Origin of the sequence: Niallia taxi (assembly GCF_032818155.1) — a bacterium.
GTDB lineage: Bacteria > Bacillota > Bacilli > Bacillales > Cytobacillaceae > Niallia > Niallia taxi_A.
Genome location: NZ_CP102589.1, coordinates 958,821 through 980,331, shown reverse-complemented (window position 1 = coordinate 980,331; position 21,511 = coordinate 958,821). Strand labels below are relative to the sequence as shown.

At 37.2% G+C, this 21,511-nt stretch carries 20 protein-coding genes; all 20 read right to left on the bottom strand.

The window, feature by feature from the left end; all coding sequences use genetic code 11:
- Window positions 1-7: 7 nt before the first annotated feature.
- The 20 genes from NQZ71_RS04815 to NQZ71_RS04720 all read right to left on the bottom strand — a co-directional run bounded on the left by NQZ71_RS04815 (window position 8) and on the right by NQZ71_RS04720 (window position 21,495).
- Complete coding sequence (locus NQZ71_RS04815; RefSeq protein ID WP_144453848.1) at window positions 8-1,528, bottom strand: flagellar hook-associated protein 2; 1,521 nt, start codon at window positions 1,526-1,528, stop codon at window positions 8-10.
- A 233-nt stretch (window positions 1,529-1,761) separates the two neighbouring features.
- Window positions 1,762-2,127, bottom strand: a complete 366-nt coding sequence (gene flaG, locus NQZ71_RS04810; RefSeq protein WP_144453850.1) for a flagellar protein FlaG — start codon at window positions 2,125-2,127, stop codon at window positions 1,762-1,764.
- A gap of 115 nt (window positions 2,128-2,242) precedes the next feature.
- Window positions 2,243-3,298 carry a glycosyltransferase family 2 protein gene (locus tag NQZ71_RS04805; RefSeq protein WP_317011430.1) on the bottom strand — a complete coding sequence of 352 codons (1,056 nt, stop codon included), beginning with the start codon at window positions 3,296-3,298 and terminating at the stop codon, window positions 2,243-2,245.
- Between the two features lie 16 nt (window positions 3,299-3,314).
- Window positions 3,315-5,924, bottom strand: a complete 2,610-nt coding sequence (locus tag NQZ71_RS04800) for a CDP-glycerol glycerophosphotransferase family protein (RefSeq protein ID WP_317011429.1) — start codon at window positions 5,922-5,924, stop codon at window positions 3,315-3,317.
- A gap of 28 nt (window positions 5,925-5,952) precedes the next feature.
- Complete coding sequence (locus NQZ71_RS04795; protein ID WP_317011428.1) at window positions 5,953-7,869, bottom strand: glycosyltransferase; 1,917 nt, start codon at window positions 7,867-7,869, stop codon at window positions 5,953-5,955.
- A gap of 94 nt (window positions 7,870-7,963) precedes the next feature.
- Window positions 7,964-8,779 carry a flagellin N-terminal helical domain-containing protein gene (locus NQZ71_RS04790; RefSeq protein ID WP_144453858.1) on the bottom strand — a complete coding sequence of 272 codons (816 nt, stop codon included), beginning with the start codon at window positions 8,777-8,779 and terminating at the stop codon, window positions 7,964-7,966.
- A 405-nt stretch (window positions 8,780-9,184) separates the two neighbouring features.
- Window positions 9,185-9,997, bottom strand: a complete 813-nt coding sequence (hag, locus tag NQZ71_RS04785) for a flagellin Hag (protein WP_144453860.1) — start codon at window positions 9,995-9,997, stop codon at window positions 9,185-9,187.
- Window positions 9,998-10,700: 703 nt separating this feature from the next.
- Window positions 10,701-11,510 (bottom strand): flagellin N-terminal helical domain-containing protein, encoded by an 810-nt coding sequence (locus tag NQZ71_RS04780; RefSeq protein WP_144453862.1) that lies wholly within the window; start codon window positions 11,508-11,510, stop codon window positions 10,701-10,703.
- 400 nt (window positions 11,511-11,910) lie between these two features.
- The gene (gene hag, locus NQZ71_RS04775; protein ID WP_144453863.1) at window positions 11,911-12,723 is read right to left on the bottom strand and encodes a flagellin Hag; all 813 of its coding nucleotides are present in this window, start codon (window positions 12,721-12,723) and stop codon (window positions 11,911-11,913) included.
- A 257-nt stretch (window positions 12,724-12,980) separates the two neighbouring features.
- Window positions 12,981-13,796: a flagellin N-terminal helical domain-containing protein gene (locus NQZ71_RS04770; protein ID WP_144453865.1), complete on the bottom strand. Its 816-nt coding sequence runs from the start codon at window positions 13,794-13,796 to the stop codon at window positions 12,981-12,983.
- Between the two features lie 130 nt (window positions 13,797-13,926).
- A complete protein-coding gene (gene csrA, locus NQZ71_RS04765) occupies window positions 13,927-14,148 on the bottom strand; it encodes a carbon storage regulator CsrA (RefSeq protein ID WP_127738220.1) in 222 nt (73 codons plus the stop codon).
- A 4-nt stretch (window positions 14,149-14,152) separates the two neighbouring features.
- The gene (fliW, locus tag NQZ71_RS04760; protein WP_144453867.1) at window positions 14,153-14,599 is read right to left on the bottom strand and encodes a flagellar assembly protein FliW; all 447 of its coding nucleotides are present in this window, start codon (window positions 14,597-14,599) and stop codon (window positions 14,153-14,155) included.
- Window positions 14,600-14,613: 14 nt separating this feature from the next.
- Entirely contained in the window at window positions 14,614-15,204 is a 591-nt protein-coding gene (locus NQZ71_RS04755) for a DUF6470 family protein (protein WP_127738222.1), read from the bottom strand.
- 142 nt (window positions 15,205-15,346) lie between these two features.
- The gene (gene flgL, locus NQZ71_RS04750) at window positions 15,347-16,234 is read right to left on the bottom strand and encodes a flagellar hook-associated protein FlgL (protein WP_144453869.1); all 888 of its coding nucleotides are present in this window, start codon (window positions 16,232-16,234) and stop codon (window positions 15,347-15,349) included.
- A gap of 11 nt (window positions 16,235-16,245) precedes the next feature.
- Window positions 16,246-17,808 (bottom strand): flagellar hook-associated protein FlgK, encoded by a 1,563-nt coding sequence (gene flgK, locus NQZ71_RS04745; RefSeq protein WP_127738224.1) that lies wholly within the window; start codon window positions 17,806-17,808, stop codon window positions 16,246-16,248.
- Between the two features lie 12 nt (window positions 17,809-17,820).
- On the bottom strand, window positions 17,821-18,318 hold the full coding sequence (locus NQZ71_RS04740; protein WP_317011427.1) for a flagellar protein FlgN: 498 nt from the start codon (window positions 18,316-18,318) through the stop codon (window positions 17,821-17,823).
- 21 nt (window positions 18,319-18,339) lie between these two features.
- Entirely contained in the window at window positions 18,340-18,618 is a 279-nt protein-coding gene (gene flgM / locus NQZ71_RS04735; protein WP_127738226.1) for a flagellar biosynthesis anti-sigma factor FlgM, read from the bottom strand.
- A gap of 258 nt (window positions 18,619-18,876) precedes the next feature.
- A complete protein-coding gene (locus NQZ71_RS04730) occupies window positions 18,877-19,275 on the bottom strand; it encodes a TIGR03826 family flagellar region protein (protein WP_275009283.1) in 399 nt (132 codons plus the stop codon).
- A gap of 25 nt (window positions 19,276-19,300) precedes the next feature.
- A complete protein-coding gene (locus NQZ71_RS04725) occupies window positions 19,301-19,993 on the bottom strand; it encodes a ComF family protein (RefSeq protein WP_317011426.1) in 693 nt (230 codons plus the stop codon).
- Window positions 19,990-21,495 (bottom strand): ATP-dependent helicase ComFA, encoded by a 1,506-nt coding sequence (locus tag NQZ71_RS04720; RefSeq protein WP_317011425.1) that lies wholly within the window; start codon window positions 21,493-21,495, stop codon window positions 19,990-19,992. Before NQZ71_RS04720 ends, NQZ71_RS04725 begins: the two co-directional genes overlap by 4 nt.
- Window positions 21,496-21,511 lie beyond the last annotated feature (16 nt).

The following is a 21,511-nucleotide window of genomic DNA, read 5'->3' as shown; positions in this document are numbered from 1 at the left end:
TCCTTTTTTATGAGCTCATCATACTTGTTAAGTATGCAGATTGACTGTTTGCATTATTGATAGCTGTCTCCATTGCCGTAAATCTTGACCAGTATCTGTCTTCAATATTCTTTAATCTATCTTCAAAATCAGTTATTCTTGAGCTATATTGGTTCAATAATTTCCCTAATGTAAATGTATTATTGACACTTGAAGATGAACCTGCCTTTGTTTTGATATCATCCATAGCAGTTTTCAAGTTTGCTCTAACCATTTGTGCCAAGCCATTTTCAGAAGAAGTTTTAGCACTGCTGTTTTGGAATAGTTTATAAACACTATTTGGGTCAGCGGTGATTGCTTCCTTTAGCTTGTCTTCATTGATTTCCAGCTTGCCGCCTTCTAAATAGTTGTTTGTAGTGGAAATTCCAATATCAGAAAGTCTTTTGAATGCTCCTCCTGTGTTCACAATAGAGCCAAGACTTGAACGCATTTTAGTTAAGACACTGGAAAGGATTTGATCATTTTTTAGTGTTCCACTCTTCGCCTTTTCTTCCCACTTTTCAATGTCATCATCTGTCATCTCTTTCTTTTGCGCATCAGACAACGGAGCATAGTCCCTGTATTTTGTTTCCCCAATTTTATCGCTAATCTTGTCAATTATTTCGTTATATTTATCCACGAAGGTTTTAATCGAGTCATAAATAGAATCAACATCAGCCGTTGATGAGAACGTTACTGGCTTGCCTGATTCTGTGACTTGTTTAAGTGTCAGTTCAACACCGTTGATGCGGAAGGTGTTGGAAGATCTTGTTGTCGCCACACCATTGTATATAAATTCAGCATTTGTTCCGTTAGTATTAACACCTTGCGTAGTATCAGTATTGCTCGTACCCAACTTTAGAACATCTAGCAAAGTTCCGTCAGTACTAAGTGAGATTTCAGGTCCGTCTTTAATATCCCCAGTATTTTTCGCAGTAAAAGAAATTTGATTGGAATTCGGATCATAAAATGCTGTCACACCTGATTGCTGATTTATTCTTGAAATAAGTGAATCCATCGTATCTGTTTTAGGATCAAATGTTATATCTTTACTAGACATAACTCCATTTGCATCAATAGCAGATACTGTTATTTTGCTTCCAGTTATATTATAAGAATCTAATGTTCCAGTTGTAGTGTAGTTTGTAATACCAGTTTTTCCATCAGCGGTTGTTCCACTTCGCATAGAAGCAGCAGTTGCCAGCTTGTCTATTTGTATGGAACCTGAAAAATCAACTGTAGACGTTATATTTTTAACACCCAATGCATCTGAATTGGATGAATTAATCGTCTTCTTAATAAATGTCGACTGCTTTGCGACGCCTTCTGACATTAGCGTGTCTAATGACAGTAGCAAGGTGTTCATTTCGCGATAGTCGTCTCGCTGCCACTCTGTATATGTTTTCTTTTGATTCAACTTGTCCAACGGAACTCTTTCCGCAGTCATTAGCTGTTCTACTAAGGAGTCGATATCCATGCCGCTTGCAAGTCCGCCTATTCTTAAAACCAAATTCCTCACCTCGTACTTTTTTTATATTTAAATCAATAGTGTGTTGCTATTTTTTAAATATAATCATTGATTACTATTATTATCGGCCAGTCCTATTCAGCCTTTAACATTTTATTAAGATATCTTACTTTTTACCTATTTATAAATGGTGTTTATTTAAAAAATCAAATGTAGTTTTTTTAGGGTGACAGCATCTATTCCTATACATGCAAAAGATGCTGTCAATGTATGCATCAAATTTTTTTGTCTACCATTAAGCCCAAATACTCTTTCATCGCAGCATGAATATCAAGCATCTTTTCTGAGGGTATCTCTCTTATTACCTCTTTTGTTTGATCATCAATAACTTGCACATAATACTCCTCCAGCTTATCATGAAGCTGGAATTTAAGGGATGTGTGTGCAGGCATGAAATCATTTAAGCTGGCCATCAAGCCTTCTAGGTTTTTTCTCTCTTTTTCCTTATCGACAAGATTTACAGCCTTATTCTCCTCTACTTGTGGTTCGGTAGTTGCATCGTTACCCTTCGTCACAATATTCTCACTGGTTTTGAGCTGTTGAGCTGAATAGACGCCATTTGAAGAATACTTTTCTATCATAGGCATTTCCCCCTAAAAAATATATACTACCACCATTATATCGGCGGCTTCTTTCCTGTGTTTATAAAAAGGGAAGGCAGTTCGACAAAAATGCCAAACTGCCTTCCCTTTCCAATTACATAGCGGAGAGCCGTGTCTTGGCTGGTTCATAACCAAGTTTAGCAGACTCCATATAATACCTTTTAGCATTTGGTACAGCGCCAATTGCTTCATAATAAACGCCTAAATTGTAAAGCGCTAGAAAGCTGGCCGTTCCTGATAGATATTCGATATGCTTTTTCTTGCTAATCGCAATACATTCCAGGAAGCTTGCTTCAATATTAGGAAGCAGGTTTATCGCTTCTTCCAAGTGCTTTAGGCAATAATCTAGATAAAACAGCCCTTTATAAAAATGAAAATCTGTAACATGTTTAAGCTTTATCTCGTTTTCAACAATTACAGAGATGGTGCCTTTATCAGCCAGTTCCTTCCCTGTTTGCAATAGCTCCAATATGAGCTGGTTGTAATAGGCATAACGATCATCCGCTAGCTTGTACGCCTTCATCAAGTACAGCCAAGATTGTTGAAATTCTCGTTTTAATCTGTATTCCTTCCCAAGTTGATAATGGTAGTAGGCATCATTGGGATACTTCTCAAGCTCTTGATGAAGAATCGGTATATTTCTAGAGCCTTTTTCCTTATCCAAATAGCCAGTATGAGCTACAGTCAGCTTCATATCAACTCTTGGCAAATTAGATTCAAGCTGTTCATGAATAGCTCCAGTGAAACGAACCTCTTTCGGAAAAAACCTAGAGATATACGAGCTTGCCTCATATACTTGGCCGTCTTTCTTAAATTTGCTGACGATTTTCATCCTGCCAATTTGGTGTTGCTTCATTATTTTTTCAAGCTCACTTCTTTTGCCGAATGTTACATACTCGTCTGCGTCTAATACTAGAATATAGTCGCCCGTGCATTGTTCAATTGCAAAATTACGGGCCTTTGAAAAATCGTTTTCCCACTGAAATCGAAAAAGATTTATGTGAGAAAACTCCTTCAAGACCTTAAGTGTGCTATCTGTAGATCCAGTATCTACTACCACAATTTCATCCACTATTTTTTTTGCATTTAGAATACATTTTGTTACTGATTTCTCTTCATTTTTGACTATCATTGCTAACGATATTTTCATGTCAGTACCTAATCTTTCAATTGTTAGAAATGGCCCTTTGCTTTATGAAATCCCAAACTCTGGACGATGAAACATCATCTTGATAATAATGAACAATATCACGTACCTTTGCTCTTTCTGCAGCAAACTTCTCACTGTCTTTTAAGTTTGTTAGAACTTCTTCCTGAAGTTGTTCCTGAGTCGTCACTTTTGCTCCTGGTGTCCACTTATCATATTCACCTAAGATAAATCCTCTTGTTGTCTTATACTGCTCTACGTCAATAGGAAGAAAAATAATTGGTTTATCAATCAACAAATAATCAAAGTATACAGAAGAATAATCTGTCATCAGCAAATCGAACTTGCCTAAAACATCATACATATCCAAATTATTTTCAAATAGCATTTCATGTGTCAACAAATGAACATGTTCTCCTAGTTCAATTCCATTTTTCAGCATATATTGTTCTTCAACTGGATGGAATTTTACAATCAATTCCAAATTATTTTTTTTCAAAAACGCAGTAAACTCATTTGAATTAAATCTTTCCAATCCAAAAAAATGGTTTCTATTCAATGTTGTATCCTGTCTGTTATTAAAAGCTGCCTTTCGATATGTCGGCATAAACATGATAAACTTTTTACCCTCTGTTTTGATTTGGAATAATCTTTCCAGAACAGACTTATCTATATTAAGATGAGAATTTATTAACAAATCATTTCGAGGCATTCCCGTAATTTGGAATATTTCTGGATCAACTTTAAAACATTGCGTCATCATTTCACTAAATTTATCTGAATATGAGCAAACATAGTCGATATTTTTCCATCTTTCTGTCACAGCGTTTCGGTCTGCTTCATTTCTATCTGCATGTCCCATTGCCTTTAATGGAAAACCATGCCATAAATCAATTATCGTTTGGTTTGGAACATTTTGTTCCTTATCAAAAATGACATTCGCTTCTGTCAGTACAAGTATATCTGCAGCAAGGACCTTTTGATAATACTCATCTGTCAGTCTTTGCTCTGTAATTTCCACTTCAAAGCTATCTGAAATGTGTTTAGGCATATTTTTATATAAAGCAGCCGTATTAGAAGAACTGCTGTTAGAAGTAGTTACTAAGAGTACCTTTTGTTTTCGCTCTTTTTTTGGACGCGATTCAATCGGGTAATCATCTGCTAAGATAAGTTCTGAAATTTTCCATTTGCCATTTTCATTGAAAAGCCTTGCAGAATAATGCAGCTTTTCTTTAGTGGAAGTATCCCCATCTTGAATATCATTAACTAACAGAAAGCTTACTTTAGCCTTCATGAATGTATAATCGATTAAGTCAACCTTAGGATAACAAACGTATGCTATCACTTTTTCCTTATCGTCTACTATTTGGTCATCCTGCTGAATAAGTTCCATAAATTCTCGTGAGAAATAATCCGCAAGTTTTTCCTGTATAACAGTCTCCCTTGTTGTACCTAAATATTCAATTCCATTAATAACAGAATCAAGAATATTATTAACAACTTGAGATTTCCAATAGGAATTATCTTTTACAATGTGAGAAACCCTGTTATCAGATTGCTGCAAAAACAGTTCATGATGATACTTCAAAATCATCTCAATATTATCAACAACCTTTAAATAGTGGAACTTTTGAACACTTGCCTTACATGTTTCAACAGAAGGCAATATGCTCTGATCTTCCCCGATTTTTTGAAGGATATTAGCAAGAGCATGGAAGTCTCCAATTGGGTAAATCCAACCGTTTTCCCCATCATTAATAATATCTGATGCACCACTGCAATTTGTAGAAATAACAGGTATTCCTCTCCCAAGCGCTTCCATAAGAACGAGTGGAAGGCCTTCATAGTCAGAGCTCATAACTAGCGCAGAAACTTCTTCTACAACATCCCATGGATTTTCCTGCCAGCCATGAAACAGGATCTGATCCTTGATTCCCAGCTTATCTGCTAAGTTTCTTATTTCATCTCCATCCGGTCCTTCCCCTATGCAATGAAGTCTCCAATCAGCTTCCAGTAATTCTAGTCCTTTAAAAAGAATGTCTAGCCTTTTTTGATGCTGATGAAGCCTTCCAACATAAAGAAGCTCTAATGTTCTTCCTTCACTTCTATTTATCGTCTCAAACTCATTTCTAATGACAGGATTTCCCACATTATAAACTGGTTGTCCTTCAAAAGTATTTTTACCTATGCTTTCGCCAATTTGAGAGGATATAGCAAGATGAGCTTCGCTGTATCTTAACATGTTTTCATTTCCATAATATTCAGGTGGGCCATGAAGCCATGAAAGTACTGGGGCCATCTTTCCTTCCACACTAGAAATAGCAGAACGACATATATAACTTATACTTGGTGCATGTGTCGCAAGGACAATATCTGGCTTTCCTGCCTCTTTTAATTTATTAGCATATCCTTTGGACAATGATTGCAGTGTTTCACTTTCAAGGTTTCCCATTTCTCCATAGTAATAGAGTTCAGGCAGACCCTGTTCCCAGTCTGGATTTAGAGAAGGATAAGATTGAAAAAACCTTACCCTATGCCCTTTTTTTGTCAGTTCCTCGCTGACTGTAGCTACAACATCTTCTAAACCACCGCGGCCAGCGGCATACACTAATACAATATCAATAATCATTCTTTAACCCCTTTTGAATAATCCTTTTCTATAATAGATACTTTTCCAAATAAACGCTTCCTTTAAAAGTCTCTAACGCTTTTTTTACTGTAGTATTAAACAGGTGATCATCAATTGGGTTCTCCAGTAAGATTTTATAGAATCTGAAGTCATTTTCGAATAACAAATTAGCATATTTTGTGAATTCAATAGCATTCGGATCATTTCCAGTTTCAAATAGACCATTTATTATATTCAGGAAATCTTGTTCAGTATAAACATCCCAGTCACATGCATTGTATAATTGAAGACCCTCTCCTTTAAAATCATTCTCATAAAGAATAGCTGCTGCCTTCACAAGTGCAGAATCTGTTAATAACTGTTTATTATTTAATAAATTGGATGCTAGATCATATTTCTTATAGTTCATAAGGATTTGAAGAGAACCTAAAAATAATTCCGCCTCATCTAATTTTCCGACTGTTAAATTATTCAATAATTTAACCAACATACTTACATGCTCATCTTTCTCAAAGGCAGTAATAAGCAAAGGTGATTGATTTCCTTCTAAGAGCCTACTTCTTAAAAAATATAAGTCAATAATGTTTAACATTTGTTTCTGATTTAAACGCTCAACTAATTTAGGATTTAACAAGTCATTAAATTCTTCAATATTTCCTGTGCCAGTTAAACAGTAATTTTTTAGTTTGTATATTTTCTCTAACAGTTTGTCTTCATTATTATATTTTAGAAAAGGTTCAATTATATTTGGTTTCCCAATATCAAAACACCCTGTCATGTAATAGCTTAAATTATTTTTATTAATCAGGTCATTTCTTTCAATAAATTGTATAATCTCATCTTCAGTATGGAATTTATTTAGGATGAAAATAATCTTTATTATGCTGTCACTATCCAACTTATTTATATTCAGTACGTTCATATAGTGATAAATAGCTTTGTCATATACCTTCTCGTAGTTGTATATATCTCCAAGCCTTCTGTGGGGCATTTGATCTTTTAAGTCTGGTCTTAAGATTGTATGATTATACTTTTCACTATTGTTTATTATCTCTTCAAAGTAATACTTGGCATCATCATATTGTCCTCTAACAAAACTAATTTCACCTTTTAAGAAGATCATTTCAAATGAGCCTGGATATAGCTCAATAGAGTCATCTATCACATTAACTGCATCATTATATCTCTTTAATTGTATTAACACACTTATTATCTGGATTACAGTAGATGCAACCCATGATAATTGATAACTGCTCTTTAAGTTATAAGCTTTTGTATATGCTTTTAATGCCTCTTCAAACTCTCCTTGAGAATAATATTCATTACCTAAATTGAAGTAATCAAATGCATTATTACTTTCTTGCATTTCTTTATCAAGAAGGTCTTTATTCCTTTCATTCTTTCCCTTTTCTGCAACAGTTTGATTCATATATCCAGAGTGAAATACCGAAAGCTTTGCTATACTTCCGTTCAGTGATTGTCCATCAACACCCTTTAATTGTTCATGAATAGCACGATAATAGGCAATCTCTTTGTTATTTTTATACACACGGTCATGATAATTTTGAACTAATTTCTCTCCATACAAACCAGTAAAGTTGATTATTTTAACACCATATGTGTCAAATTCGCCATTATCCTCTTCTAATCCGTTTAAAAATTCTTGATAATTTTCCTCATCAATAAATTCATCAGCATCTAATACTAAAATCCAGTCACCAGTTGCATGTTCTGCAGCATAATTTCTTGCAGCCGAAAAATCATTAACCCATTCAAAGTCATATAATTTAGACGTATATTTACTTGCAATTTCCTTCGTTTTGTCAGTTGACCCTGTATCTACAATAATCACTTCATCAACTAAATGTGCCACTGATGCCAAGCAGCGATCCAATACATTCTCTTCGTTTTTTACAATCATGCATAATGATACTTTTATATTCACGATTATTCCTCCTGATTATTAATAATGCTAATAAAAATATCGTGCTTTAATAAAACGAAGCACGATATTTCAATAGAACTACTAAAGTATTTTATTATTGAAGTAATTGAAGCACGCCTTGTGGCTGTTGGTTTGCTTGAGCAAGCATTGATTGAGCTGCTTGAGCAAGAATAGAGTTCTTCGTTTGCGTCATCATTTCTTTCGCCATGTCTACGTCACGAACGCGAGATTCAGCAGCAGTCAAGTTCTCAGAAGATGTATCCAAGTTGTTGATTGTGTGCTCTAGGCGGTTTTGCAATGCACCTAAGTTTGAGCGTTGTGTAGAAACTGACTTGATTGCAGCATCAAGAGTTGAAATTGTGCTACTTGCAAGCGTGTTAGTTCCTACTGAAATTTTAGCAGCTGTAAGACCAAGACTAGTTGCACCCATTCCACTAATTGAGAAGTTAATAGTTTGTCCATTATTAGCTCCTACTTGTAGTGTTGCTGAGAAAGAACCTTTTAATAGGTTTTGCGTATTGAATTCAGTTGTATTTGCAATACGGTCAACTTCAGACATTAATTGGTTTAATTCTGTTTGAATTTGAGTTCTGTCATCAGTAGTGTTAGTGTCGTTACCACCTTGAACAGCTAGCTCACGCATACGTTGTAGGATTGCATGTGTTTCGTTCAATGCACCTTCAGCTGTTTGGATTAAAGAGATACCATCTTGTGAGTTACGAGATGCTTGATCCAAACCGCGGATTTGTCCACGCATTTTTTCAGAGATTGCTAGACCAGCAGCGTCGTCACCAGCACGGTTGATACGTTGTCCTGAAGACAATTTCTCCATTGATTTAGATTGAGCAGTTGTTGCAGAGCTCAATTGACGGTAAGTGTTTAATGCAGCGATATTGTGATTAATTCTCATTGTAAAGCTTCCTCCTTGAATTTGGTGTCCACATCCTTGTGGACATTCTTATTTTTAAAGCAAGAGAGAATTTGTCTTCCCCGCTCTACTTTATATATCGGACAGATAGTTTTTTGTTTAACCTGTTTTTATAAAGTTTTTATAATTTAAATCTCTAGGACTACAAAAACTTTATAAAGGATATAAGACATACTATGTCACCAATAAGAACAATCCCATATAAGCAAAGAGGAGCATTCACAAAGAAATTAAAGAACCCAAGTTCACAATATCATTATATTTATTATTCACTTATACACTGCATTTCATACAAAAAAGGATATATTCATCTTATACGTCGTAAAAAAAGCAAAAAGAGGACAGTCGCATATTGACAGTCCTCTTTCTTGAAAGATATTAAATAAATTATTGAAGTAATTGTAGTACACCTTGTGGTTGTTGGTTAGCTTGTGCAAGCATTGATTGAGCTGCTTGAGAAAGAATAGAATTCTTCGTTTGCGTCATCATTTCTTTCGCCATGTCTACGTCACGAACGCGAGATTCAGCTGCAGTCAAGTTCTCAGATGATGTATCTAAGTTGTTGATTGTATGCTCTAAGCGGTTTTGTAATGCACCAAGGTTTGAACGTTGTGTAGAAACTGTTTTGATTGCTTTATCAAGAGCAGAGATAGAAGCACCAGCTTCAGCATTTGTTCCAACGCTGATTGTTCCAGAAATCCCAAGGCCTTCAGCCCCCATTGCGCTGATAGAGAAGTTAATTGTTTGACCATCGTTAGCTCCTACTTGAAGCGTCGCAGAGAATGAACCTTTTAATAGGTTTTGTGTGTTGAATTCCGTTGTATCGGCAATACGATCTATTTCTTTTGTTAATTGGTCAATTTCTGTTTTGATTTGTGCTCTATCATCAGTAGTGTTTGTATCATTACCACCTTGTACAGCTAGCTCACGCATACGTTGAAGGATTGCATGTGTTTCGTTCAATGCACCTTCAGCTGTTTGGATTAAAGAGATACCATCTTGTGAGTTACGAGATGCTTGATCCAAGCCGCGGATTTGTCCACGCATTTTTTCAGAGATTGCTAAACCAGCAGCATCGTCACCAGCACGGTTGATACGTTGACCTGAAGACAATTTTTCCATTGATTTAGATTGAGCGTTTGTTGCAGAGCTTAATTGACGGTATGTGTTTAATGCAGCGATATTGTGATTAATTCTCATTTTAATTTTCCTCCTTGAATTTAGGTGTCCACATCCTTGTGGACTTTATAGTTTTTGGGATTAGGTAAGCGGCCGCTCCTCCCCTCCCTACTTTATATATCGGGAAAACAACTTCCTAGTTAACCGGTAGATTATTCCATGAATACAACAACTTATTTAGTATAAGCCCATGTGTTAGAGTTTTTTTATCATCCACCTTCTTAATTTAAATTAGTGTATAAACACATTACTGCTAGAGAACATAAAGGTTAAACTACAAAGAAGGACTACCTATTAATAGGTAATCCTTTTACAAAAATGATTAAAATTATTAAAACAATTGAATTACACCTTGTGCTAGTTGACTTGCTTAAGAAACCTATTCCTTGTTTATAGACTATCCAATCAAATTATTAAATTCAGTATAGAAATCATGATAATAATTGTCGTGATAATGAAGATTGAGTACTAATTAATTCATTCAAAAAACTTCTCTCTAAATCTGCAAAAGCAATTAGTTTACAAGCACTAACAGTTTTACTGTAAACAAAGTTTAGTAGGTAATTCCTATCATGAGGAAAGAAAGGAAATATGAAATTATTTATTCAAACCATTAATTCTAGGAAAAAGAATTTATTAAAAAACTAGTAACTAATATACTGTTGGGGAATTATAGAAAAAGGGCTTCCTTTAAAACTGGAAGCCCTTCTCCATATAATACTCATTATTGAAGCAATTGTAGTACACCTTGTGGTTGTTGATTTGCTTGCGCAAGCATTGATTGAGCTGCTTGAGAAAGGATAGAATTCTTTGTTTGTGTCATCATTTCTTTCGCCATGTCTACGTCACGAACGCGAGATTCAGCTGCAGTCAAGTTCTCAGATGATGTATCCAAGTTGTTGATTGTGTGCTCTAGACGGTTTTGTAATGCACCAAGGTTTGAACGTTGTGTGGAAACTGTTTTGATTGCTTCATCTAATTTAGAGATAGATGAGCTTGCAGCTGCGTTTGAAGTCACGCTAAGTGATCCAACAGATAATCCAGCACTATCCATCTTAGAAATAGAGAAGTTGATTGTTTGTCCATCATTAGCCCCTACTTGTAGAGTTGCAGAGAAAGAACCACCTAGTAGGTTTTGTGTATTGAACTCAGTTGTATTAGCAATACGGTCAATTTCAGAAGTCAATTGAGTCAACTCTGTTTGAATTTGTATTCTGTCATCAGTAGTGTTAGTATCGTTACCACCTTGTACAGCTAGCTCACGCATACGTTGAAGGATTGCATGTGTTTCGTTCAATGCACCTTCAGCTGTTTGGATTAAAGAGATACCATCTTGTGAGTTACGAGATGCTTGATCCAAACCGCGGATTTGTCCACGCATTTTTTCAGAGATTGCTAGTCCAGCAGCGTCGTCACCAGCACGGTTAATACGTTGACCTGAAGACAATTTTTCCATTGATTTTGATTGAGCGTTTGTAGCTGAACTTAATTGACGATATGTGTTTAATGCAGCAATATTATGATTGATTCTCATTTTAAATTTCCTCCTTGAATTTAGGTCCACATCCTTGTGGGCTTTATAATTTTTAGAATTAGGGAAGCGGCCGCTCCTCCCCTCTCTAATTTATATATCGGTATATCATTTTTTCTATTTAACTTATTATTAACCTTTCTTTAATGGTAGGTTATACCACTAAATAATATAGTTTTCATTTTACAGATTCATCACCATTAATTATTTCAGAATAACAAAAACTTCTTTAGTAGAATAAATTTTTAAAAGAATCTCTATTAAAAGTGTCTAGTATCCCCATCCACCATTTCACATAGCAGGTCAAAAAACACCTCAACGTAATACGATTGCCGACCTGACTCAATAAAGAAAAAAGGAATACCTTAAAATCAAGCACTCCTTTTAAAACAAATTATTTAAATTACTGAAGTAATTGCAATACGCCTTGTGGTTGTTGGTTAGCTTGTGCAAGCATTGATTGAGCTGCTTGAGAAAGAATAGAATTCTTCGTTTGTGTCATCATTTCTTTCGCCATGTCTACGTCACGAACGCGAGATTCAGCCGCAGTCAAGTTCTCAGATGATGTATCTAAGTTATTGATTGTATGCTCTAAGCGGTTTTGCAATGCACCAAGGTTTGAACGTTGTGTAGAAACTGTTTTGATTGCTTTATCAAGAGCAGAGATAGAAGCACCAGCTTCAGCATTTGTTCCAACACTGATTGTTCCAGAAATCCCAAGACCACCTGCACCCATTGCGCTGATAGAGAAGTTAATTGTTTGACCATCGTTAGCTCCTACTTGAAGCGTCGCAGAGAATGAACCTTTTAATAGGTTTTGTGTGTTGAATTCCGTTGTATCGGCAATACGGTCGATTTCCTTTGTTAACTGATCGATTTCTGTTTTGATTTGTGCTCTATCATCACTCGTGTTTGTATCGTTACCTCCTTGAACAGCTAGCTCACGCATACGTTGCAGGATTGCATGTGTTTCGTTTAATGCACCTTCAGCTGTTTGGATTAAAGAGATACCATCTTGTGAGTTACGTGATGCTTGATCCAAGCCGCGGATTTGTCCACGCATTTTTTCAGAAATAGCCAGTCCAGCGGCATCATCACCAGCACGGTTGATACGTTGACCTGAAGACAATTTCTCCATTGATTTAGATTGTGCGTTTGTTGCAGAGCTTAATTGACGATATGTGTTTAATGCAGCGATATTATGGTTGATTCTCATTGTAATTTTTCCTCCCTGAATGTAAGTGTCCACATCCTTGTGAACGTTAAAGTTTTTTTTGATCAGGAAAGTTCTGCAGCTCTTTCCCTCTCTACTTTATATATCGGGAATTCGATTCCCTCATTAACATGTAGATATTCCCAATAACTTTCCTTCAGAGCTTTTGTGTATTAATAAAAATAGACATGGATAACTTAAAAACAAAAAAGGACTGTCTAAAAATAGACAATCCTCTTTTGATAAAAGAATGATACATATTATTGAAGTAATTGTAATACGCCTTGTGGCTGTTGGTTTGCTTGAGCAAGCATTGATTGAGCTGCTTGAGCAAGAATAGAGTTCTTCGTTTGCGTCATCATTTCTTTCGCCATGTCTACGTCACGAACGCGAGATTCAGCAGCAGTCAAGTTCTCAGAAGATGTATCCAAGTTGTTGATTGTGTGCTCTAGGCGGTTTTGCAATGCACCTAAGTTTGAACGTTGTGTAGAAACTGACTTGATTGCAGCATCAAGTGTTGAAATTGCTCCACTTGCAAGCAAGTTAGTGCCTACTGAAATTTTAGCAGCTGTAAGACCAAGACTAGCTGCACCCATTCCACTAATTGAGAAGTTAATAGTTTGTCCATTATTAGCTCCTACTTGTAGTGTTGCTGAGAAAGAACCTTTTAATAGGTTTTGCGTATTGAATTCAGTTGTATTTGCAATACGGTCAACTTCAGACATTAATTGGTTTAATTCTGTTTGAATTTGAGTTCTGTCATCAGTAGTGTTAGTGTCGTTACCACCTTGTACAGCTAGCTCACGCATACGTTGAAGGATTGCATGTGTTTCGTTCAATGCACCTTCAGCTGTTTGGATTAAAGAGATACCATCTTGTGAGTTACGAGATGCTTGATCCAAACCGCGGATTTGTCCACGCATTTTTTCAGAGATTGCTAGACCAGCAGCATCGTCACCAGCACGGTTGATACGTTGACCTGAAGACAATTTCTCCATTGATTTAGATTGAGCAGTTGTTGCAGAGCTCAATTGACGGTAAGTGTTTAATGCAGCAATATTATGATTGATTCTCATTGTAAATTTCTCCTCCGTGAATGTTCTGTCCACATCCTTGTGGACTTCATTTTTTAGGATTGGGGAAGGTCGGCCGCCCTTCCCCTCTCTAACTTATATATCGGCAGGAGAATTTTTTGTTTAATATTTTTTATTGATTTTTTTTAAAGACATTTAAAACACTGCTTATATCAACAGATGCTGCTTTATTCTCGTTATAAATTTGATCAAAAATTTCCTTGCGGTGTATTTCAACTTGTTTAGGTGCTTTTATGCCTATCTTCACTTGGTCTCCGCTGACAGACACGACAGTCAATTCAATATCATTGCCTATTTTGATTACTTCTCCAACTTTTCTTGATAGTACAAGCATCTCCTCACCCCTTTACCGCTTCTGATTGTTGTGAAAAAATACTGTGCTTTGTCTTATAATGCGGCAGGTTTAGAATGATTTGCTGGGCCTTATTGTTTTTCATGTTCAACACAATAGGCGCTTGCAGGTTAGCTGTTGAATTTGGAAATGGGTCCTGCACTGTCAGAATGGTAAACAAGAGAACTTCTTTTTCAGACTCTAATTCTAAAAAGCTTGTGATAGGCTCTTCCAGGTCAAACTCATATTCCTTAAAAAAAACAAAAGGATTGGCAATAACAAAACCAAGGTTTTCATTTGTTACTGATTGAAGGATAAAAACATGCTCTTGCTCATCGATTGGCAATATAACAAATTGTCTTTCCTCTTCAAAAGCAGGAATTCCCTTTGGAAAATGGATTATTTCCTTGTCTGTTATTTCTTTTTCCCCATGAAATCTTGTATTGATTTTCAATTACATCAGTCCTTTTAGTTTGATTGTTGATAGTTTACCCCATTGGACTTTAAATTTTCAAAATGAATTTCTAAACTTGGATATTGAACTAACTCTGTGATAACCTTTCCAGGCGTATAATCAATTATTGGCTTATTTTGATTCACTTCAATAATTGGATCACGAGTTTCAACATTTGTTTTTACATAGCCAGGATCATAGTTAATTTTGACACTGTTTGCCGGAGGTATCCAGCCGAGCCCAAACTCCTTCTGAGGACCTTCGCTATTTCGCTTCGCAATTGCTTGGATTGGCTTACCTTTATTTTGAATTGCTCCAAGCTGGTCTGCTTCCTGCACTCGCCTTGCAATCCCCTTCAGCCATTCTTGGCGGCCTTTTCGAACATAATCATCAATGAATCTTTCTCTTGTTTTCATTCCTTCATATGCTCTCGCTTCTGTTTGATCGATTGTTAAAGTGGCTGCCTTTTTGTCGATTGTCAGAATCGCCTCCGGTTGCTCAATATGCAAATCAGCAGGCCTTTGCTCCATAGAAACTTGCGGTTGGAGTATTGTCAGTCCTAGCTTGCCAGGAGTTGATTCAATTCTAATTTGCGGAATTTGCATACAAAACACTCTCCTTTCTATAAAAAAAAGCTATTCCTTTCAGAATAGCTTCACTGTTTCTCCTATATTCAGGTGATATTCGACATAGATAACATGCTCAAAATGAGCTCATCAGCCTGAATAATGAAGGAACTTGCTTACATCATCTCAAAAAGTCAATCAATGAAGTTTGGATGATTTTTGCTCCTACACTCAATGAAGCATTATGAACACTTTGCTGCACAGACAGGTTTGTGATGGCAACTTCCATATCTACGTCTTCATTGTCTGAAAGAACCTTGTTCGCAAGTACTTCCTGTGCATCAATTCTTGATTCAACCATTTCTAAACGGTTATATCTTGCACCAAGCTCTGACTTTTCGCCTGATAAAGAGTTCATGACAGAATCAAGTCTTGTCAGCAAATCATCCAAACCAGTACTATCGTTGTTTGCCATTTTGTCTTGGATTTCTTGAACAACATCAAACATCTCTTGATTGAATGTTGCAGGGTTCACGTTCGCTTTCATAGTGACACCACTTGAAACCTCTACTTTATAGCTGTCAATTGACCCATCTGTTAAGTTCGCTGCGACCTGCGGCGGATCTCCTGCTGTTACAGGTGGATTAGAAACATCTGTACCGTGGAAAAGATATTTTCCATTTACCTTCGTGTTAGCTACATTCACTAAATCTTCTTTGATTTGATTGATTTCCTCAGCGATTGCATTTCTTTCATCCTTGCCATTTGTATCTGTTTTCCCTTGAACAAGCAATTCTCTGACACGGTCTAATCCTGAACTAGCCTGGTTCATTGCTGACTCTGAGTTATCCATCCACAGGTACAGCTCTGAAAGGTTACGTTTATATTGCTCCACCTCTGACAGACTGGAGCGGTAGTACATCCCCTTCATCGCTACAACTGGATCATCTGATGGCTTTGTGATTTTTTTCCCTGTTGAGACTTGGTTAGATAATTGGTTCAGCTTATTATAACTGCTGCTAATATTACGCAAGCTGTTTGCTGAAAGCATTGATTGTGTTACGCGCATTGCTTAATCACCTATCTCCCTCCGACACCCATGCCGTTTATTATCGTATCTAAAAGTTCATCCGTTAAAGAAATCATTCTTGCAGCTGCATTATAAGCCTGCTGGAATTGAATCATATTCGTCATTTCTTCATCCAAAGAAACAGCGCTTGTACTCATTCGTTTGTTTTCAACAGTCTGCTGTAGTGTTGTCGCATTGGAAGACATCTTTTCTGCTTCCTGTGCACTAACTGCCATACTTCCAATTACACCTTCATAATAGTTACGGAAGTTAGAAGTCTGTGAATTGTTTCCATAATCATAGCTTTGGTTGATGATGTCAGCCAATTTGCTAACAATTGTCGCATCCCCAAGTGTCGCTTTCGTTGGATCTGTACCAGGATCAGCATTCGCAATATTATCTAAGCTGCTCTCGATGCTAGCGGAAATCGAAATTCTGCTTGCAAAGCCGCTTCGATCTGTAATGGAACCATCAGCACTTTCTGCGTCAGCAAAGAAGGAAATAGACTGGTTTTCGCCAGCTTTAATTTCGTTCGGGCTCATCCCTTGCTGGTGAACCTCATTGAACTTTGTCGCAAATGTATATGCTAAATTATCTAATTCTGTCAGCATATCATTATATATTCCAGCTTTATTACCATCTGCATCTTCATAGCCATATGCTTCTACAATACTCTTTAATTTTCCAGTAGATTCATAGTCATTTATATTAATCTCGTTATCTCCGATTGTTATGCTTTTTACAGCACTATCATCAGCATTACTGTTAACCTTAAACGTGTTATAACCATTTTTATCTACCAATGTTCCTAACGAGTTACCTTTATCATCAACAAGCGTAACAATTGCTTTTCCTTCCGCTTGTGCAAGTGAGTGGCCACCAGATGCTTCATAAGAGACTTTAATGTTTGCATACGAAGAAAGTTCATCAAGCAAGCTGTCCCTTTGATCATATAAATCATTTGGCAAGTAGCCATTTGGCTCCACACTGCCAATTTGTTTGTTAACCTGGTCAAGCTGGCTAAGAATTGTATTTACAGCCTTTTCCGCAACACCAAGTTCATTTTTTGCATCACTTTTTTCTGCTGCTACTGTTTTATACAAATAGTTAAATGTTTCCGAAACTGCAATCCCACGCTGACGCACAACAGCACGTGCCCCTGAGTTCTGTGGATCTGTTGCTAAATCCTGCAATGACTCCCAGAAAGAATCCATAGACGTAGACAAACCCGACTCAGATGGTTCATTCATAATCGTCTCTAAGTTACTTAATGCTGCAGAACGATTCTCCCAATAACCAAGCTTACTTGACTCTGAACGGTATTGTGTATCAAGGAAGCTGTCTCTGATTCTATTTACAGAACCTGCAACAACACCTGTACCTAATTGCCCGGCAATCCTTGGAGCATTTTGTCCAACTCCTGGAAAGCTTTGTGATTGCTCTAAATCTACTCTTTGACGAGTGTAGCCAAGTGTATTAGCATTTGAAATATTGTTTCCTGTTGTATAAAGTGCACTTTGCTGTGCGACTAGCCCTCTTCTGGCTGTTTCAAGCCCCATAAAGGTTGATCCCATGATTATCCTCCATTATGCTTTCATATTTAAAAGACTGCTTGATATTTTTCCGATGCTGTCTGTTTGTACAGTGTTTCCGTTTACCGGTTTTCCGTAGTTTAGGCTTTGCTTTGTTGGTTTTAACAAGCTTAATGATACATTTACAAATTGCATTGATTGTCTTAACAGCTGCTGATTCAACGTATTCGCATCTTTTAATTCACTTATGATGCTTCGCAGCTTATCTGCTATTTCCTCTGCTCGCTTGGCATCTGCTGGCTGCAGCAGCTCCAGGCAATCTGAAATGGTAGGATTGTGAACGGTCTTGACAATTTTTCGGCAAACTTCCATTCTTGCCGCTTCCAGCTTTTGAATGCTCATGACTTGCGCTTGCTCATCTTTCATCACTTGCTGAAGGGACTCAATATCCCCCTTCTTTATGATCTCTGTTTTGTTTTTCGCCACCTCATACAGCTTTGCATGGGAGTTGACGAGCTCTTCCAGCACTTCAATCAATAAGAACGCAGACATTAGAGACCCTCCTTCTAAAAATTAGTTAGCTTGATTATTTTTCGTATAGAAATTCACGATGCTGCTCGCAACATCTTCTGCACGGACTTGATATGTGCCATTTTGGATTTCCTTTTTAAGTGCTTCTATTTTTTCAGTTCTTGCTTGTGACACTTGTGTCACTTGCTGAAGCTCTTTAGCTGCAGAAGAAATTTCAATTTTATCTGTTCCCTTTACAGCCTCTGATTTTACTTGATCTATTTTATTGACTTGTTTTTTGTATGGGTTAATTCCTTGTGTTCCATAATTATTAATTTTCATCGTAATTCCTCGCTTTCTTTTTTCCGTACAGAAAAGCTCTACACCTAGTATCGGATGATTAGCGTTTTATTTAAACATTTCCTTCGCTTTTTCTTAAAATGCGCCAAAAAGACTAATTTAAAACAAAAAAACCAAGAGTATTTTACTATATTGAAGAAATCGTGTCGTGAGGCTTGTTTCCTGGGGTGATAAGAAGAAGGAAAGCAGTGTCATCTGGGCTGTCATGCACAGCCCCAGATCATTAGTATCACACTCAAATTATTTTCCTGAAAAATAAGTGGACGATTTTTCCTTTCTTTTCCGTTCTTCTTCTACTTCTAAACTCTTTATATCCCCCTGAAGGCTAGATAAACAGCTTGTACAAAGCTTACCTTCTCTAATTTGAGTGCCACATTTCGCACAAGGATACCCTAAGTTTGGAAATTGGGACAGCTTAATTCGACCTTTTTTTATCCATTTATATATTAACGATTTTTCCACACCCGTATTTGCTACAACTTGCTCCATTGGTGCTGTTCTGTTTTGCTTTTTACGGATGAATTGATATACCTTCTCATAATCCTCTTCTTCTTTTTTATAGCACTTAGGGCAAATATCCCTAAGATTATTTACAACATAAATGTCCCCACACTTAGGACAATTAGCTAAATCAGCCATTGTTTCTTTCCCTCCATTAGTATCGTCATCTTGCAATAGTAAAGGAATAGACTGTGATTGCACCTGCGGCCTTTAACACTTTTGCTGCCTGCCTTACTGTTGCACCTGTAGTATATATATCGTCAACCAATAGAACATGTTGAGCATTACAACCAGTATTAATTGCCGCAGAAAAGGCAGCAGTATTTTCCAATCGGTCCTGCCGTTCTTTCTTTGATTGTTTTTCACCATGGGTTCGGGTTAAAAGCGGTTTATACTTTATTTGAGCATACTCAAGAATTGCTTCTGCTTGATTAAAGCCCCTTTCGTACAACCTTTCAGCACTTAATGGCATAGGAGTGACAAATCTCCCTTTCACCAAGCTCTTCGGAAAATATTCAGCAAAAGCGCCTGCAACTTGATGATCTCCTCTATATTTAAATTGTGCAATCTTCTCTTTCAAAAAATCATTATAACGAAAAATCGAGGTGTTTCCGTCCAGCATGCCTTTCCAACTCGGGTTGCTTTCCCATTTATAGCAATCAAGACAAACATCCCCTTTTTTGAAGCGAGCATCTACTAAAGCAAAGGGACGACAGCACAAATTACAGCGTTCTCCTTCAATTATCTCCAATTTGCTAATACAGTCCTCACATAATAAAAAAGTCTTTTGTCTCTTAACCAAATTAGTCCAATTTAAAACTGGCCTTAATGAGCTTAAGCAAATCGTACAATTCATTTTTCCCCTCCCATCCCAGGCAGGAGCATACCCTTTTTTGCTGCTTCCTTATTACTGTTGGTAATCTGCTGTTTTGCCTCTACCATACTTTTCGTTTTTCCGTAATGAAAAAAAGCGACGTCACCAAATGGATTTTTAACGCTTCTCCCTGCTCTGCCAGCAATTTGAATTAGTGCACTTGCAGTAAACACAGCATCTTCTGCACCTAACACAGCAACATCAATATTAGGAAAAGTAACACCTCTTTCCAAGATCGTCGTAGTAATCAGTAACTTTATTTCCTTATTTCTCATCCTTTTCACCTTTTCCACCCGCATGGGGTCGGCGGCATAAACAGATTCGATATTGCTGTCCAGCTGACTCAATATTGACATAACCTTTTGTAAATAAGCGATTTTCGGTAAAAACAATAAAACCTGCCTATCCGTGATTAATCTTTCCTTCAACCAAGTAAGCAGCGTGAATGGCAGCTTTTCTCGGTGGAGCTTCTTTTCCCAATTTCCACACCAAACAAATTGCGGGACGGGAAGTGGATGTTGATGAAAGCGTGCCGGAATTGTGACATAGTCAATTTTGTTATCTTGGCATTTTCGTTGCCAGCTTTTGTTGGGAGTAGCTGTTAAATATACCATTGAAGAGTTTTGTTTCCTTGCTTTTCTCACTGCATACTGCAGCGTTTTATCTACCGAATACGGAAATGCATCCATCTCATCAAGGATAACAAGATCAAATGCCTTCTCGTAACGATAAAGCTGATGTGTTGTGCTAATGAGGAGAGGGCTGTATGTCAGCTTATCCTCGCTGCCTCCATATAACGCGATTACATTTATATCAGGAAAAACCTGCTGCAGTCTCGGTGCCAATTCAAGCACAACATCTGTTCTTGGTGTGGCAATACACACTCTCTTTTTCAACTGAAGTGCCCTTTCGATGCCTTTAAATAAAAGCTCTGTTTTCCCTGCTCCACATACTGCCCAGACAAGCATCTCCATACTTTGTTCGACTGCTGCTACAATCTTTTCAGAAGCGTGCTGCTGCCCTGATGATAATGTTCCTTGCCAATCGAGCCTGCATGCAGCAGGTATTGGTGTATCCGGACCTGTCCAGCTTAATAGAGGGGTGCATTCGGAAAGTCTACCCATCATGACACAATTACGGCAATAGGTGCATTTCCGCCTGCACCGTGCACAATGAAAGGACGCAAATAGGTTCAGCTGGTTATTTCCACAACGCACACACATTATTTGCTTGTGGTTTTTTATCATTGCTGGCTGATACGTGCAATATCCATTCCTATAATGTGTTTGAATTTCTTCTAATGAGAAGTTGGTCTCCTCCAGTAATAATTTTTTGCCTTGTAGTGCTGCTTGAAGTTTTTTGTTGTAGGGAAAGCTTGGGTTTATTGTGCGCGGATGGCAAGGGAGATCAATTATTCGGGACAGTCCATGACTGTAGGTGAGGGTGGGAAGAAGTTCATTTTCAGGTGAAACTCTAAAAAGCATAACTTAGCCTCCTTAT